Origin of the sequence: Leifsonia soli, from assembly GCF_013408745.1 — a bacterium.
Classification (GTDB): domain Bacteria; phylum Actinomycetota; class Actinomycetes; order Actinomycetales; family Microbacteriaceae; genus Leifsonia; species Leifsonia soli.
This window is the reverse complement of sequence record NZ_JACCBJ010000001.1, coordinates 1,226,706-1,242,127: the sequence shown is the minus strand read 5'-3', so window position 1 is coordinate 1,242,127 and position 15,422 is coordinate 1,226,706. Positions and strand designations below refer to the sequence as shown.

The window sequence follows — 15,422 nt, the reverse complement described above, 5'->3', positions numbered from 1 at the left end:
AGCGCCCCGTCGACCAGGGAGAACAATGGCAGATCTGCGTCTCTTCACGTCCGAGTCCGTCACCGAAGGGCACCCGGACAAGATCTGCGACCAGGTCTCCGACAGCATCCTGGATGCGCTGCTCACCGTCGACCCGCACAGTCGCGCCGCCGTGGAGACCCTCGTCACCACCGGTCTCGTCCATGTCGCCGGCGAGGTCACCTCGAGCGGCTACGTCGAGATCCCTGCCCTGGTGCGCAACAAGCTCGTGGAGATCGGGTACGACTCCTCCGATGTCAGCTTCGACGGCACCCAGTGCGGCGTGTCCGTGTCGATCGGGGCGCAGTCGCCCGACATCGCGCAGGGCGTCGACAACGCTCTGGAGACCCGCGCGGAGCAGAGCCACGACGACCTCGACCGGCAGGGCGCGGGCGACCAGGGCATCATGTTCGGCTACGCGACCACCGAGACCCCGCAGTACATGCCGCTGCCGATCTGGCTTGCTCACCGCCTGGCGGAGCGCCTCGCCGCGGTCCGGAAGGACGGAACGCTGGACTACCTCCGCCCGGACGGCAAGACGCAGGTGACCGTCGGGTACGAGGGCGCCGTGCCGAAGTCGGTGCAGACCGTCGTGCTCTCGACGCAGCACGCTCCGCGGGTCTCGAACGAGCAGCTGCAGGCGGAGGTCATCGAGGAGGTCATCAACCCGGTGCTGCACGCGGCAGGGCTCGAGACCTCCCACATCCGCACACTGATCAACCCCACCGGTCGCTTCGAGATCGGCGGCCCGAAGGGCGACGCGGGCCTCACCGGCCGCAAGATCATCGTCGACACATACGGAGGGGCGTCGCGCCACGGCGGCGGCGCGTTCTCCGGCAAGGATCCGTCGAAGGTCGACCGCTCGGCGGCGTACGCCATGCGGTGGGTGGCGAAGAACGCGGTCGCGGCCGGTCTCGCCGACCGGCTCGAGGTGCAGATCGCGTACGCGATCGGCAAGGCGGCGCCGGTCGGGCTCTACGTCGAGACGTTCGGCACGGCGAAGGTGCCCGAGGAGCGCATCATCGGCGCGATCCGCGAGGTGTTTGACCTGCGCCCCGCTGCGATCATCCGCGACCTCGACCTGCTGCGTCCGATCTACGCCCGCACGGCGACCTACGGCCACTTCGGCCGCGAGCTCCCCGAGTTCACCTGGGAGCGGCTCGACCGCGTCGACGACCTGCGCTCGGCCGCGGGGATCTAGCGGTGGCGGCGGCCGGACGGGTCGCCCGGGTGGTCCTCGACTCGCCGCTCCCGCAGCTCGACCACCTCTTCGACTACAGCATCCCCGAGGAGCTGGCCGCCGACGCGCAGCCGGGCGTGCGCGTGCGCGTTCCGCTGCGCTCCGCCGGCCGGGTGGCGGACGGCTACCTGGTCGAGATCGGCGACCCGGACGACGGGTACGAGGGGACGCTGAGCCCGCTGGAGGCCGTCGTCTCGCCCGCACGGGTGCTCACGCCGGGCGTGTGGCGGCTCGCGCGGCGGCTCGCCGATCGGAGCGCGGGAACGGCGAGCGACATCCTGCGCCTCGCTGTCCCGGGCCGGATGGTGCGCGTCGAGAAGGCGTGGCTGGCCGCTCAAGCCGACAGTTCCGGAGTTTTTCGCCCCGACACGCCATCGGAGGGGCGAAAAACTCAGGAGCTGTCGGGGACGGCCGTGCCCGTCCGGGGGTACGGAGAGCGAGTGCTGGAGGATGCGGTCGCGCGCGACGAGCGCATCGCCCTCCGGGCCATCCCGCGCCTGGTGCCGCTGCCCGACGGGACCTGGGTCGGGGAGTGGGCGGTCACTCTGGCGGCGCTGGCCGCCGACTGCTGGCGCCACGGCCGGACCGCGATCGTCGCCGTTCCCGACCACCGCGACCTGGAGCAGCTCGCCGCAGCCCTGGCCGTGACCGCGCCGGAGCACGCGATCGTCCGCGCCGACGCCGGGCAGGCGAACCCGGACCGGTACCGCGGCTTCCTGGAGGCGCTCTCCGGCCCCCGCATCGTGATCGGCAACCGCTCCGTCGTGTACGCGCCGGCCGAGCGGCTGGGGCTCATCGCGGTCTGGGAGGACAGCGACCCGCTCCACGCCGAACCGCTGAGCCCGTACGTGCACACCCGCGATGCCGCCCTCGTCCGGCAGGAGCTCGAAGGCTGCGCGCTGGTGCTGAGCGGCAACATCCGCAGCGTCGAGGCGCAGCGCCTGGTGGAGCTCGGCTGGCTGCACGACATCGCGCCGGAGCGCTTCCAGACGCCGAAGGTCGTGCTCACCGCCAACCAGCAGGCGCCGGAGCCCATGGCCCGCGCCGCGCGGATCCCCTCCACCGCCTGGCGTGCTGCCCGGGAGGCGCTGAACGGGGAGAGCGGGCGTCCGCGCGGTCCCGTGCTCGTGCAGGTGGGCCGGCCGGGCTACGCGCCGGTGATCGCGTGCGCGAACTGCGGTCAGGCCGCCCGCTGCATGAACTGCAAAGGTGCGCTGCACCAGACCAGGGCCGGCTCGCCGCCGTCGTGCACGGTCTGCGGGCGGCTCGCGACCGACTGGCAGTGCGAGCACTGCGAGCACCGGCGGTTCCGCCTGGTGACGGTCGGCTCCGGCCGCACCGCGGAGGAGCTGGGGCGCGCGTTCCCCGGCACGCGCGTCATCCTCGCCGACGGCGATCACCCGGTGCAGCGCGTCGGCTCCGCCCCGGCGCTCGTCGTCGCGACACGCGGCGCCGAGCCGATCGCCGAAGGCGGGTACCAGGCGGTGCTGCTGCTCGACGGCGAGCGGATGCTGGCGCGCGAGAGCCTGCACGTCGCGGAGGACTGCCTGCGCTGGTGGCAGAGCGCCGCCGGGCTCGCGGCGCCCGGCGCTCCCACCGTGCTGGTCGGCGTCGGGGGACCTCTGGCGCGCGACTTCGCGACCGGTCGCCTGGTGGAGTTCGCCCGCGAGGAGCTGGCGGACCGCCGCGAGCTGCGCTTCCCGCCCGCGGTGCGTCTCGCCTCGGTGACCGGATCCGAGGCGACCGTGACCGAAGTGCTGGATGCGGTGGACCGCAGCCAGCTCATCGACGTTCTCGGGCCGGCACCGGTGGAGGCGGACGGCCCGTCGGCGCGCGTCGCCCGGGCCGGTCCCGACCTGGTCCGGGCCGTGCTGCGCTTCGAGTATGCGCACGGCGCCGAAGTCGCCGCATCCGTCCGTGCCGCCGTGGTCAAGAACGCGACCCGTCGTCGCCGCGCCCCGGCCGGACGACCCGGGTACCGTCCGGCGCCGACCCTGCGGGTGCGCTTCGACGACCCCGAAATCCTGTAGTAGCGGCGATCCTGTAGCAGCGGCGATCCTGTGGCAGCGGCGATCCTGTGGCGGGGACGCCGTTCGCGGGGGGTCCGGACCTCCGCGGAGTAGGCTGGATCGCCGTCCCGAACCGAAAGAACCTTTCCCATGCGCATCGTCTTCGCCGGAACGCCGGCCGTCGCCATCCCGTCCCTGGAGGCCGTGGCGGCCCGGCACGAGGTGGTCGCCGTCGTGACCAGGGAGGACGCGCCGCTCGGCCGCAAGCGCGTGCTGACGCCGTCGCCGGTGGCCGAGGCCGCCGAACGGCTCGGTCTGCCGGTCGTCAAGGCCAACCGCCTCGGGGAGGACGTGACGGCACGGATCGCCGCGCTGCGGCCGGACCTCGGCGTCGTCGTCGCCTACGGCGGCCTGGTGCGCGAGCCGCTGCTGTCGCTTCCGCGCCTCGGCTGGGTCAACCTCCACTTCTCGCTGCTCCCGCGCTGGCGTGGTGCCGCGCCGGTGCAGCGCGCGGTGATCGCGGGCGACACCGAGACCGGGGCTGCGGTCTTCCACCTGGTGCCGGAGCTCGACGCGGGCGACGTCTATGCCGAGCTGCGGCGTCCGATCGGACAGGATGAGACGGCGGGCGAACTGCTCGGCGCCCTGGCCGACGAGGGCGCGACCCTGCTGGCCGACACCGTGGACGCCCTCTCCGCCGGAACGGCCGCCGCCACACCGCAGACCGGCGAGGTCACCCTCGCGCCGAAGCTCGCCCTCGACGACGCCCGGCTCGACCTGACCGAACCCGCCGAGCGCGTGTACGCACGGCTGCGCGGAGTGACGCCGGAGCCGGGCGCGTTCGTGCTGCTGGAGGGGGAGCGGTTCAAGGTGCTCGCAGCGCGGAGGACCGACGACGAGGAGCCGCTGCCGCCGGGTGCGGTGGAGCTGCGCGGCAAGCGTGTGCTCGCCGGAACCGGGACGGCGCCGCTGGAGCTCGTCACCGTCCAGCCGGCCGGGAGGCGCGCGATGCCTGCCGCCGACTGGATGCGCGGGATCGCCTCCTCCGCCGCGACGGCATCCACTGCCGGATCGACCGGGGTGGTGTTCGCATGAACGCGCCGCAGGGAGACCGGAGCCGTGACCGCCGTGACGACAGGAACCGTCCGCGTTCCGGCCCGCCGCAGACCCGCGTGCAGCCCGCGCGGCAGGTCGCGCTCGACGTCCTGCAGGCCGTCCGCGAGTCGGACGCCTACGCCAACCTCCTGCTGCCGACGCGCATCGCGCGCGCCGGGCTCTCCGCGGCGGACGCCGGCCTCGCCACGGAGCTGACCTACGGCACCCTGCGCATGCAGGGCTACTACGACCGGGTCATCGCGATCGCCGCGGGCCGCACCGTCGACCGCATCGACCCTCCGCTGCTCGACGTGCTGCGCCTCGGCGCGCACCAGCTGCTGTCGATGCGCGTTCCGTCGCACGCGGCCGTGAACGAGTCGGTCGGGCTGGCGCGCGCCGTCGGCAGCCGGTCGGGCAGCGGCTTCGTGAACGGCGTGCTGCGCGAGATCGGCCGCCACACCCCCGACGAGTGGCGGGACGAGGTGGCCGCGCGGGCGAAGAACGACGACGACCGCCTGTCGGCGCTGTACTCGCATCCCGTCTGGGTGGTGCGGGCGCTGCGCCGGTCGCTCGACGCCGAGGGGCGCGCGGACGAGCTGGAGCAGCTGCTGGAGGCCGACAACACCGCGCCGCGGGTCAACCTCATCGCGCTGCCCGGCCTGGTCGACAAGCCGGACGACGCGCGCGACGACCGGTTCTCGCCTCCCGGCTTCACCGTCGGCGGGGGCGACCCGTTCGGCATCGTGGAGAGGACCGGCGGTCGCATCCGCGTGCAGGACGAGGGCTCGCAGCTGGCCGCGCTCGCGCTGACGCGCGCGGAGCCGGTGCGGCCGGGCGAGCGCTGGCTCGATCTGTGCGCGGGTCCCGGCGGGAAGGCCGCGCTGCTGGCCGCCGAGGCGCTGGCCGGTGGCGCGACCCTGGTCGCGAACGAGCTCGTCCCGGCGCGCGCCGACCTCGTGCGCCGTGCGCTCGCCCCGGTTCCGCTGGAGGTACCGGTGTGGGAACAGGACGGAACGGTCGTCGGCGCCGAGCATCCCGCGGAGTTCGACCGTATCCTGCTCGACGCCCCGTGCACCGGGCTCGGCGCGCTCCGCCGCCGGCCGGAGGCGCGCTGGCGGAAGAGCCCGCGCGACGTCGCCGAGCTGACGGCGCTCCAGTCGGCCCTGCTCGACTCCGCGATCGCTGCGCTGAAGCCCGGGGGACTGCTGGCCTACGTGACGTGCTCGCCGCACCTCGCCGAGACCCGCGGGGTCATCGCCGACGCGCGCGAGCGGCACGGCGCTCTGCTCGAACCGCAGGCGACGGCCGACGCGCTGCAGTCGCTGGCCGTCGAGCGGCTCGATCTCGCGGGCGACGGTGAGACGGTCCAGCTGTGGCCGCACCGGCACCTCACCGACGCGATGTTCATCGCGCTGCTCCGCAAGCGCTCCGCCTAGGCTGGAGTCATGGCTTCGACCCCCGCCGACCGGATCGACCCGCGCGTCCGCATCAACCCCAGCATCCTCGCCGCCGACTTCGTCAACATGCAGAGCGAGGTGGAGCGCATCGCGACCGCCGACCTGGTGCACGTCGACGTGATGGACAACCACTTCGTCCCGAACCTGACCTTCGGACCTCAGATGGTGGGGCGAATCCAGGACGTGAGCCCCGTGCCGCTGGACGTGCACCTGATGATCGACGACCCGGACCGCTGGGCGCCCGGCTACGCGGAGCTCGGCGCGTACTCGGTGACGTTCCACGCGGAGGCCGCACACGACCCGGTCGCGCTGGCACGACGACTGCGGGCGATCGGAGCGCGGGCGGGTATCGCGGTGAAGCCCGGCACCGGGGTCGAGCCCTACCTCGACTTGCTGGAGGAGTTCGACCAGGTGCTCGTCATGACGGTCGAGCCGGGATTCGGCGGCCAGTCGTTCATGCCGGAGACCATGCCGAAGCTCCACGCGCTTCGCCAGGCCGTCGCGGCCCGCGGTCTCGACGTCTGGCTGCAGGTGGACGGCGGCATCACCGAGGAGACGATCGTCACGGCTGCGGCCGCCGGGGCGGACACCTTCGTGGCGGGCTCCAGTGTGTTCCGCGGCGAGCCGGCGGACCGCATCGCGGCCCTCCGCGCCGCAGCCCTCCCGCACATCCACTGACCCGCCGCCGGGACCCGTGGCGCACCGCCCCTCGGGCGGACCGGTACGCTGGAGGGGTGAAAACCTTCGACGACCTCTTCGCCGAACTCGAGCGGAAGGCGCAGGACCGCCCGGAGGGCTCCGGAACGGTCCGCGAGCTCGACGCCGGCGTGCACGCCATCGGCAAGAAGATCGTCGAGGAGGCCGCCGAGGTCTGGATGGCCGCCGAGTACGAATCCGACGAGGCGACCGCCGAGGAGATCTCGCAGCTGCTCTACCACCTGCAGGTCCTGCTGCTCGCGAAGGGCCTGACACCGGCCGACGTGTACCGACATCTGTGATGGTCCCGCCTCTCACCGCAACGAGGCCATCCACTCGTCCGATCACGTCACGAAAGACCTGCGAATGCTGAAGATCGCCGTCCCCAACAAGGGTTCCCTCTCCGAGACCGCGGCGCAGATGCTGCACGAGGCCGGCTACGTCGGCCGCCGCGATCCGAAGGAGCTCATCGTCACCGACGCCCGCAACGGCGTCGAGTTCTTCTACCTGCGCCCGCGCGACATCGCCACCTATGTCGGCTCCGGCGCGCTCGATGTGGGCATCACCGGCCGCGACCTGCTGCTCGACTCCGGCTCGCCCGCCGCCGAGATCACCGCCCTCGACTTCGCCGCGTCGACGTTCCGGTTCGCCGGCCCGGCCGGCGTGTTCGCCGAGCTCGCCGACCTGGAGGGAAAGCGCGTCGCGACGAGCTACCCGGGCCTGGTCGGCGCGTTCCTCGGCGAGAACGGCGTCAGCACCTCCCTGATCAAGCTGGACGGGGCCGTCGAGTCGGCCGTGCGGCTCGGCGTCGCCGACGCGGTCGCCGACGTCGTCGAGACCGGCTCCACCCTCCGCAAGCAGGGCCTGGAGATCTTCGGCCCGGTCATTCTCGAGTCGGAGGCCGTGCTCGTCTCGTCCCCGTCGCCGGCCGCCGGCGTCGACACGCTCGTGCGCCGGCTGGAGGGCGTCATGGTCGCCCGCCAGTACGTGCTGATCGACTACAACCTTCCGGTCGCACTGCTGGAGAAGGCCGTCGCGCTGACCCCGGGCGTCGAGTCGCCGACCGTGTCGCCGCTGGGCGAGCCGGAGTGGGTGGCCGTCCGCGTGATGATCAAGCGCGAGCAGACCAACCACATCATGGACGACCTGTACGAGCTGGGCGCCCGCGCCATCCTGGTCACCTCCATCCACGCTGCGCGGATCTGATGGGCGTCGCGGTCCGGGTGATCCCCTGTCTCGACGTGGCCGCAGGCCGCGTGGTGAAGGGCGTCAACTTCCAGAACCTGCGCGACCAGGGCGACCCGGTCGAGCTCGCGAGACGGTACTTCGAGCAGGGTGCGGACGAGCTGACCTTCCTCGATGTGACGGCGACCGTCGACGACCGCGCCACCACGTACGACGTGGTGCGGGCGACGGCCGAGCAGGTGTTCATCCCGCTCACCGTCGGCGGCGGCGTTCGCAGCCCGGAGGACGTGGCGAAGCTGCTCGGCCACGGCGCGGACAAGGTGGGCGTCAACTCGGCCGCCATCGCGCGCCCGGAGCTGATCTCGGAGATCGCCGCCCGGTTCGGCGCGCAGGTGCTGGTGCTGTCGCTGGATGTGAAGCGCTCGGCCGCGACGCCCTCCGGTTTCGTGGTCACCACCCACGGCGGGCGGACGGAGACCGACCTCGACGCCCTGGAGTGGGCCGCGCGCGCGATCGAGCTGGGCGCGGGGGAGCTGCTGGTCAACTCCATCGACGCCGACGGCACCAAGGAGGGCTTCGATCTGGAGCTCATCCGCGAGATGCGCGCGCTGAGCAGCGTGCCCGTGATCGCCTCGGGCGGCGCCGGGGCGCTGGAGCATTTCGTTCCGGCCATCCAGGCGGGAGCCGACGCCGTGCTCGCGGCGAGCGTGTTCCACCAGGGCGAGCTGACGATCGAGCAGGTGAAGGACGAACTGGCCGCGGCCGGGATGGAGGTCCGCCGATGAACGCGACGACGACCGATGCGGTGCTGGAGCGCATCCGCTTCACCGACACCGGGCTGGTGCCGGCGATCATCCAGCAGTGGGACACCCGCGAGGTGCTCATGATGGGATGGATGGACGCGGAGGCGTTCCGCCGCACCATGGGCGAGGGCCGGGTGACGTTCTGGTCGCGCTCCCGCCAGGAGTACTGGCGGAAGGGCGACACGTCCGGGCACGTGCAGTACGTGAAGGGCGCGGCGCTCGACTGCGACGGCGACACCCTGCTGATCACCGTCGAGCAGGTCGGCGCGGCCTGCCACACCGGCACGCGCACCTGCTTCGACGGGGATGTGCTGGAGCCCGTGGTCGGCGCGAGCCCCGAGATCGAGGCGGCCGACCTGTGATCGACACGGTGGGCGGTACGACGACGCGCAGCGCGTTCGACGCGCTCGTCGCGGATCATCGCGTGGTCCCGGTGATCCGCGAGCTCTTCGCCGATGGGGAGACACCGGTCGGCATCTACCGCAAGCTCGCGGCGGGCCGGCCTGGCACGTTCCTGCTGGAGTCGGCGGAGCAGGGCGGCATCTGGTCGCGCTTCTCGTTCGTCGGCGCGTCATCCTTCGGCGTGCTCACCCAGGTCGGTGACGCCGTGCACTGGCTCGACTACGGTCTGCCCGCCGAGCGCGCGCTCGGCACCGCGGCGTCGCTCGGGCCGCTCGATGCCCTCGCCGCGCTGCACGCCCGCTGGCAGACCGCCCGCATCCCCGGGCTCCCTCCGCTCACCGGCGGTCTCGTCGGGTTCATCGGCTGGGAGGCGATCCGCCAGATCGAGCGGCTTCCGGACGCCCCGCCCGCCGATGTCGACGTGCCGGGACAGGCGCTCGCCTTCGTGGCCGACCTCGTCGTGCTGGACCACCGCACCGGAACCGTCAAGCTGGTCGCCAATGCGCTGGCCGACGGCGTCGCCGACGCGGATGCCCTGTGGGCGGATGCGCAGGAGCGCCTCGACCGCATGCAGCGCGAGCTGGCGCAGCCCTCCGAGGCGTGGCTGGAGGACGTCGACCTCGGCATCCCGGCCGACCCGATCTCCCGCACGCGCCGGGAGGACTTCCTGGCGTCCGTCGTCGCGGCGAAAGAGCGCATCGTCGACGGCGACATCTTCCAGGTCGTCATCTCGCAGCGCTTCGAACTGGAGTGCACCGCTCCGGCGCTCGATGTGTACCGCGTCCTCCGTGCGCTCAATCCGAGCCCGTACATGTACCTGCTGTCGCTCGAGAAGCCGGATGGACGGCCGTACCAGATCGTCGGATCCTCGCCCGAGGCGCTGGTGAAGGTGCAGGAGGGTCGCGCGTTCACGCATCCCATCGCGGGTTCCCGTCCGCGTGGCGCGACGCCGGAGCAGGACCTCGACCTCGAGGCCTCGCTGCTCGCCGACGACAAGGAGCGCGCCGAGCACCTGATGCTCGTCGACCTCGCCCGCAACGATCTGCTCAAGGTGTGCGAGGCGGGCACCGTCGAGGTGACGGAGTTCATGCGCATCGAGCGGTTCAGCCACATCATGCACATCGTCTCGTCGGTGGAGGGCGACCTCCTGCCGGATGCGACCGCGATCGACGTGTTCCGCGCGACGTTCCCGGCCGGAACGCTCTCGGGCGCGCCGAAGCCCATGGCGCTGCGGATCATCGACGAGCTGGAGCCCGTCCAGCGCGGCGTCTACGGCGGCGTGATCGGCTACTTCGACTTCGCGGGGGATGCGGACCTCGCCATCGCGATCCGCACCGCCACGATCATGGACGGGGTCGCCCGGGTGCAGGCCGGCGGGGGACTGGTGGCCGACTCGATCCCGGAGAACGAGTTCCAGGAGTCGCAGAACAAGGCGGCGGCTCCGCTGCGCGCCGTCGCCGTGGCGAACGCCATGAAGCGCGTGCTGTGAGGACCGGGGACGTGAACGGCCGCCGCGTCAAGTACTCCACGATGCTGCTCCTCCTCGTGGGGAGTGGGCTCGCGCTGCTGGCGGCGACGCAACCGTGGTTCACCATCCGGCTGACCGACACGGCCGAGCACTCCAGCACGATCAGCGTCGCGGGGTCGGTGGCGGCGCCCGCGCTGACCGCGCTGTCGCTCGCCGGGCTGGCGCTGACGGCGGCACTGGCCATCGCCGGTCCCGTCTTCCGCATCGTGCTCGCGCTGCTCGGGCTGCTGCTCGGCGTCTCGGTCTTGATCTCGGCGATCAGCGCGGTGTCGGATGCGGTGGGCGCGTCGTCCTCCGCCATCACCACCGCGACCGGGGTCGCCGGCGACTCCTCGATCCGCCGCCTGGTGCATTCGACCGCGATCGAGCTGTGGCCGTGGGTGGCCGTCGTCGCGGGCGCGCTCATCATCCTGTCCAGTGTGGCCGTCGTCGTCTTCTCGCGTCTCTGGCCCGGTCCGTCGCGCAAGTACCAGACCCGTTTCGCCGGAGAGGACGGCCGTTCCGCCGAGGAGGTCTTCTCCACCCCGGACGCCGATGCGTCCGACGACGCGGACGCCGTCGCCGCGGAGGCAGCCGAGGCGCCCGACGCGCGGGGGGAGCCGACCGCCCTCGACCGCGACACCGCGATCGACAGCTGGGACGACCTCACCCGAGGCGACGACCCCACCCGCTGACCCACACCCCCACCGTCGAGTCCGCGATTTTTGCACGCCCACGCCCGCAGAAGCGTGCAAAAATCGCGGACTCGACGGCGGGCGGGTGGAAGGCGAGGGGGAGGAGCGCCCACTAGACTGGATGCGTTCCACATCCCCGTGCGCGCCCGGCGGCGCGCACCCGACGTGCAGGAGTCCCATGAGCAGCGAGTCAGTCGAGCCAGGCCACGGTCACTCGCCGGCGGCATGGACGGCCGTGATCATCATGCTGGTCGCGTTCACCATCGGCGCCATCGCCTTCTTCTTCGACCTCCCCATCATCGTCTGGGCGGCCGCAGGACTCGCGGTGATCGGTCTCATCGTCGGCTGGGTCATGAAGCGCGCCGGGTACGGCGTCGGCGGCGACAAGTACACCCCGAAGGGTCACTGATCCGTGCTCGCCGACCTCGTCGCCGGCGCGCTCGAAGACGCTGAGCGGAGACGCGGAGAGCGTCCGCTCGCCGAGGTGGAGGCCGCGGCGCTCGCCCGGCCGGCCGCCCTCGACGCCCTCACCGCCCTCGCCCCGGCGGAGCGCGTGAAGATCATCGCCGAGGTGAAGCGCGCGAGCCCGTCCCGCGGGTCGCTCGCCGCCATCCCCGACCCGGCCGCGCTGGCGGTCTCGTACGAGACCGGCGGCGCCAGCGCGATCAGCGTCCTCACCGAAGAGCGCCGCTTCCGCGGGTCGCTCGCCGACCTCGAGGCGGTCCGCGATGCCGTCTCGATCCCGGTGCTGCGCAAGGAGTTCGTGGCCGATCCGTACCAGGTGTTCGAGGCCCGCGCCGCGGGCGCCGACCTGGTGCTGCTGATCGTCGCCGCCCTCGACCAGAAGCGCCTGGTCGAGCTGCACGAGCTGATCACCGAGCTGGGCATGACCTCGCTGGTGGAGGCGCACTCGGCCGACGAGCTGAGCCGCGCCCTCGACACCGGCGCGGGCCTCGTGGGCGTCAACGCCCGCGACCTGACGACGTTCGAGCTGGATCGGGACCTGTTCGGCCGCCTGGCCGGCAGCATCCCCTCCGGCGTCATCCGCGTGGCGGAGTCTGCCGTGAAGTCGGCCGACGATGTCGCGCACTACCGGGCGGCGGGGGCGGATGTCGTGCTCGTCGGCGAGGCGCTCGTCACGAGCGACCCCCTCGCCACGCTCGAAGAGTTTCTGGGAGTCTGATGTCCCTCCGCACTGAGCAGGGTCCGTATTTCGGCGACTTCGGCGGGCGGTTCGTACCCGAGTCGCTGGTCGCAGCGCTCGACGAGCTGTCGGCGGCGTGGGAGGAGGCGAAGGCCGATCCCGCGTTCCACGCCGAGCTGGACGAGCTGCACCGCAGCTACACCGGGCGCCCGTCGATCATCACCGAGGTGCCTCGTTTCGCCGCGCATGCGGGAGGCGCGCGCATCATTCTGAAGCGCGAAGACCTCAACCACACCGGATCGCACAAGATCAACAACGTGCTCGGGCAGGCCATCCTCACCAAGCGCATCGGCAAGACCCGCGTGATCGCCGAGACCGGAGCGGGGCAGCACGGCGTCGCCACGGCGACGGCCGCCGCGCTCTTCGGCCTCGAGTGCACCATCTACATGGGCGAGGTCGACACCGAGCGCCAGGCGCTCAATGTCGCCCGCATGCGTCTGCTGGGCGCCGAGGTCGTTGCCGTGAAGACCGGTTCCCGCACGCTCAAGGACGCCATCAACGACGCCATGCGCGACTGGGTCACGAACGTCGAGCACACCAACTACATCTTCGGCACGGTGGCGGGCCCGCACCCGTTCCCGGCGATGGTGCGCGACCTCCAGAAGATCATCGGCGAGGAGGCCCGCGAGCAGGTGCAGGAGCTCACCGGCCGCCTGCCCGATGCGGTCGTCGCGTGCGTCGGCGGCGGCTCGAACGCCATGGGCATCTTCCACGCCTTCCTCGACGACGAGGATGTGCGCCTGGTCGGCTTCGAGGCGGGCGGTGAGGGTGCGGACACCCCGCGCCACGCCGCGACCATCACCAAGGGCCGCCCCGGCGTGCTGCACGGCGCGCGCTCCATGCTGTTGCAGGACGAGGACGGCCAGACCATCGAGTCGCACTCGATCTCCGCCGGCCTCGACTACCCGGGCGTCGGCCCGGAGCACGCGTGGCTCGCGAAGATCGGCCGCGCCGAGTACCGGCCCGTGTCGGACGCGGACGCGATGGAGGCCCTCCGCCTGCTGAGCCGCACCGAGGGAATCATCCCCGCCATCGAGTCGTCGCACGCGCTGGCCGGCGCCATCGCGCTCGGGCGCGAGCTGGGGCCGGGTGGCATCATCCTGGTGAACCTCAGCGGCCGTGGCGACAAGGACATGGAGACCGCCGGGCGGTACTTCGACCTCATCGACGCCGACGCGGTGCAGTCGTGAGCGGCGTGGTCACGAGCCGCGTCGCCGACGCGATCGCCCGGCGCAACGCCGAGGCCTCCGGCGCCCTGATCGGCTACCTCCCCGCAGGCTTCCCCGACCTGGCGACCAGTGTGGATGCCGCGGTGGCGCTCGCGCAGAACGGCGTCGACGTCATCGAGCTCGGACTGCCGTACTCCGACCCCGTCATGGACGGCACGGTCATCCAGGCGGCGACGCAGCAGGCGCTCGGCGCCGGATTCCGTCTGCGCGACGGCTTCACGGCCGTCCGCGAGATCACCGCGCAGGTCGACATCCCCGTCCTCGTGATGACGTACTGGAACCCGGTGCTGCAGTACGGCGTCGACCGCTTCGCGGACGACCTGGCCGCCGCCGGGGGAGCGGGGCTGATCACGCCCGACCTGATCCCGGACGAGGGCACCGACTGGCTCGCCGCCTCCGACCGGGTCGGCCTCGACCGCGTCTTCCTCGCCGCGCCCAGCTCGACCGATGTGCGCCTGAAGCAGGCGGTGGAGGCGAGCCGCGGTTTCGTCTACGCCGTCTCGACCATGGGCATCACCGGCGCGCGCACCGATGTGGATGCGGCGGCGCGCACGCTCGTCGGCCGCCTCCGCGAGGCGGGCGCGACGAGCACGTGCGTCGGCCTCGGCATCTCGTCGGCCGCGCAGGTGGCCGAGGTGCTCGAGTACGCGGACGGCGCGATCGTCGGCTCCGCGCTCGTCAAGGCGCTGGGCGACGGCGGCGTGGCGGAGGCCGGACGCGTCGCGGCCGAGCTCGCCCGCGGCACGACGGCCTAGCCGGGCGTTCTAGACTATGGTGGCCGCGCGCCTCTCCGCGCCGCGGCATGATCGACACGAAAGGTGAGTCATCGGGTGTTTGCGACGATGAGCGGCTGGATGGCCAGCATCCCGAGTCCTGGGCCCGATTGGGCGCAGATCCCGCTGCCTTTCTGGCCGTACCGCATCCAGATGTACGCGCTGATCATCCTGGTCGGCATCGTCGTCGCCGCCATGTGGACGTCGCGCCGCCTCACCAAGCGCGGCGCCGAGCCGGGCGTCGTGCTCGACATCCTGCTGTGCGCCGTCCCCCTCGGGATCGTCGGCGCACGTCTGTACCACGTCGTCACGCACCCGAAGGACTTCTTCTACCCGGGCGCCAACATCTTCAACCCCTTCCAGCCGGGCAGCATCTGGGCGATCTGGGAGGGTGGCGGCGCCATCTTCGGCGCCCTGATCGGCGGTGCGATCGGTGTGCTCATCGGCTGCCGCTGGACCGGGCTGCGGTTCTGGACGTTCGCGGACGCCCTCGCTCCGGGCCTCCTGCTCGCGCAGGCCATCGGCCGCTTCGGCAACTACTTCAACCAAGAGCTCTTCGGCCTGCCGACGGACCTGCCCTGGGGCCTGCAGATCGATGCGGGCAACAAGGCGATCCCGGTCGGACTGCCCGACGGCACGCTGTTCCAGCCGCTCTTCCTGTACGAGATGATCTGGAACGTCATCGGCGTGTTCGTCATCGTCTGGCTGCAGCGCCGCTTCACCCTGCAGTGGGGCAAGGTCTTCGCCGTCTACCTGATCTGGTACGGCGCCGGCCGCTCCTACCTGGAGTCGATCCGCATCGACCCGAGCGAGTTCACGCTGCTCGGCATCCCGAGCAACGTCTGGGCCGCGTTCGGCGCCGTGGTGCTGGGCCTCATCATCTTCTTCGTCCAGTCGAACAGGCACCCGGGTCTCGAGCCCAGCCCCTACCGGCCGGGTCGTGAATGGGTCAACCCGGATGCTGAGGTAGACTCGGACGACACGGACCTGGAGGACGAGGACGCCGCCGACGCAGACGGTGTGCCTGCCGGGTCCGCTTCGGCCAAGGCCACAAGCCCCACGAACGGATAACACCCGACGGCTCGAAGTACGAAAACCGTCGAGGCGAT

16 protein-coding genes are annotated in these 15,422 nt (G+C 72.1%); all 16 read left to right on the top strand.

Going from position 1 to position 15,422, the window contains the following annotated elements; translation table 11 throughout:
* Nucleotides 1-25 precede the first annotated feature (25 nt).
* Complete coding sequence (metK, locus tag BJ963_RS06030) at nt 26-1,219, top strand: methionine adenosyltransferase (protein WP_179455287.1); 1,194 nt, start codon at nt 26-28, stop codon at nt 1,217-1,219.
* Between the two features lie 2 nt (nt 1,220-1,221).
* Nucleotides 1,222-3,288, top strand: coding sequence for a primosomal protein N' family DNA-binding protein (locus tag BJ963_RS06025; RefSeq protein ID WP_179455285.1), 2,067 nt, complete (start codon nt 1,222-1,224; stop codon nt 3,286-3,288).
* Between the two features lie 129 nt (nt 3,289-3,417).
* A complete protein-coding gene (gene fmt, locus BJ963_RS06020; RefSeq protein ID WP_179455283.1) occupies nt 3,418-4,362 on the top strand; it encodes a methionyl-tRNA formyltransferase in 945 nt (314 codons plus the stop codon).
* Nucleotides 4,359-5,798 (top strand): transcription antitermination factor NusB, encoded by a 1,440-nt coding sequence (locus tag BJ963_RS06015; RefSeq protein WP_179455281.1) that lies wholly within the window; start codon nt 4,359-4,361, stop codon nt 5,796-5,798. The genes fmt and BJ963_RS06015 overlap by 4 nt, the downstream gene beginning before the upstream one ends.
* Before the next feature lie 9 nt (nt 5,799-5,807).
* Nucleotides 5,808-6,497 carry a ribulose-phosphate 3-epimerase gene (gene rpe, locus BJ963_RS06010; RefSeq protein WP_089910522.1) on the top strand — a complete coding sequence of 230 codons (690 nt, stop codon included), beginning with the start codon at nt 5,808-5,810 and terminating at the stop codon, nt 6,495-6,497.
* A 56-nt stretch (nt 6,498-6,553) separates the two neighbouring features.
* Nucleotides 6,554-6,817, top strand: a complete 264-nt coding sequence (locus BJ963_RS06005; RefSeq protein WP_089910525.1) for a phosphoribosyl-ATP diphosphatase — start codon at nt 6,554-6,556, stop codon at nt 6,815-6,817.
* Between the two features lie 64 nt (nt 6,818-6,881).
* The gene (gene hisG / locus BJ963_RS06000) at nt 6,882-7,721 is read left to right on the top strand and encodes an ATP phosphoribosyltransferase (RefSeq protein WP_179455279.1); all 840 of its coding nucleotides are present in this window, start codon (nt 6,882-6,884) and stop codon (nt 7,719-7,721) included.
* The gene (gene hisF / locus BJ963_RS05995) at nt 7,721-8,485 is read left to right on the top strand and encodes an imidazole glycerol phosphate synthase subunit HisF (RefSeq protein WP_089910530.1); all 765 of its coding nucleotides are present in this window, start codon (nt 7,721-7,723) and stop codon (nt 8,483-8,485) included. The genes hisG and hisF overlap by 1 nt, the downstream gene beginning before the upstream one ends.
* A complete protein-coding gene (hisI, locus tag BJ963_RS05990; protein WP_089910533.1) occupies nt 8,482-8,865 on the top strand; it encodes a phosphoribosyl-AMP cyclohydrolase in 384 nt (127 codons plus the stop codon). The genes hisF and hisI overlap by 4 nt, the downstream gene beginning before the upstream one ends.
* Nucleotides 8,862-10,394, top strand: a complete 1,533-nt coding sequence (locus BJ963_RS05985) for an anthranilate synthase component I (protein WP_179455277.1) — start codon at nt 8,862-8,864, stop codon at nt 10,392-10,394. The genes hisI and BJ963_RS05985 overlap by 4 nt, the downstream gene beginning before the upstream one ends.
* Before the next feature lie 11 nt (nt 10,395-10,405).
* Entirely contained in the window at nt 10,406-11,107 is a 702-nt protein-coding gene (locus BJ963_RS05980) for a Trp biosynthesis-associated membrane protein (RefSeq protein ID WP_343037234.1), read from the top strand.
* A gap of 178 nt (nt 11,108-11,285) precedes the next feature.
* Nucleotides 11,286-11,516: a DUF6704 family protein gene (locus BJ963_RS05975; RefSeq protein ID WP_089910548.1), complete on the top strand. Its 231-nt coding sequence runs from the start codon at nt 11,286-11,288 to the stop codon at nt 11,514-11,516.
* 3 nt (nt 11,517-11,519) lie between these two features.
* Nucleotides 11,520-12,290, top strand: a complete 771-nt coding sequence (gene trpC, locus BJ963_RS05970) for an indole-3-glycerol phosphate synthase TrpC (RefSeq protein ID WP_179455273.1) — start codon at nt 11,520-11,522, stop codon at nt 12,288-12,290.
* Nucleotides 12,290-13,501 (top strand): tryptophan synthase subunit beta, encoded by a 1,212-nt coding sequence (gene trpB, locus BJ963_RS05965; protein ID WP_179455270.1) that lies wholly within the window; start codon nt 12,290-12,292, stop codon nt 13,499-13,501. Before trpC ends, trpB begins: the two co-directional genes overlap by 1 nt.
* Nucleotides 13,498-14,295 carry a tryptophan synthase subunit alpha gene (gene trpA, locus BJ963_RS05960; RefSeq protein ID WP_179455268.1) on the top strand — a complete coding sequence of 266 codons (798 nt, stop codon included), beginning with the start codon at nt 13,498-13,500 and terminating at the stop codon, nt 14,293-14,295. The genes trpB and trpA overlap by 4 nt, the downstream gene beginning before the upstream one ends.
* A gap of 87 nt (nt 14,296-14,382) precedes the next feature.
* Nucleotides 14,383-15,384: a prolipoprotein diacylglyceryl transferase gene (lgt, locus tag BJ963_RS05955; RefSeq protein ID WP_179455266.1), complete on the top strand. Its 1,002-nt coding sequence runs from the start codon at nt 14,383-14,385 to the stop codon at nt 15,382-15,384.
* The last annotated feature ends 38 nt before the right edge of the window (nt 15,385-15,422 follow it).

Coding starts and splice junctions, on each gene's coding strand:
- hisF (WP_089910530.1), top strand. CDS start 7,721: ATGGGCGTCGCGGTCCGGGTGATCCCCTGTCTCGACGTGGCCGCAGGC.
- metK (WP_179455287.1), top strand. CDS start 26: ATGGCAGATCTGCGTCTCTTCACGTCCGAGTCCGTCACCGAAGGGCAC.
- BJ963_RS06015 (WP_179455281.1), top strand. CDS start 4,359: ATGAACGCGCCGCAGGGAGACCGGAGCCGTGACCGCCGTGACGACAGG.
- trpB (WP_179455270.1), top strand. CDS start 12,290: ATGTCCCTCCGCACTGAGCAGGGTCCGTATTTCGGCGACTTCGGCGGG.
- lgt (WP_179455266.1), top strand. CDS start 14,383: ATGAGCGGCTGGATGGCCAGCATCCCGAGTCCTGGGCCCGATTGGGCG.
- rpe (WP_089910522.1), top strand. CDS start 5,808: ATGGCTTCGACCCCCGCCGACCGGATCGACCCGCGCGTCCGCATCAAC.
- hisI (WP_089910533.1), top strand. CDS start 8,482: ATGAACGCGACGACGACCGATGCGGTGCTGGAGCGCATCCGCTTCACC.
- fmt (WP_179455283.1), top strand. CDS start 3,418: ATGCGCATCGTCTTCGCCGGAACGCCGGCCGTCGCCATCCCGTCCCTG.
- hisG (WP_179455279.1), top strand. CDS start 6,882: ATGCTGAAGATCGCCGTCCCCAACAAGGGTTCCCTCTCCGAGACCGCG.
- BJ963_RS05975 (WP_089910548.1), top strand. CDS start 11,286: ATGAGCAGCGAGTCAGTCGAGCCAGGCCACGGTCACTCGCCGGCGGCA.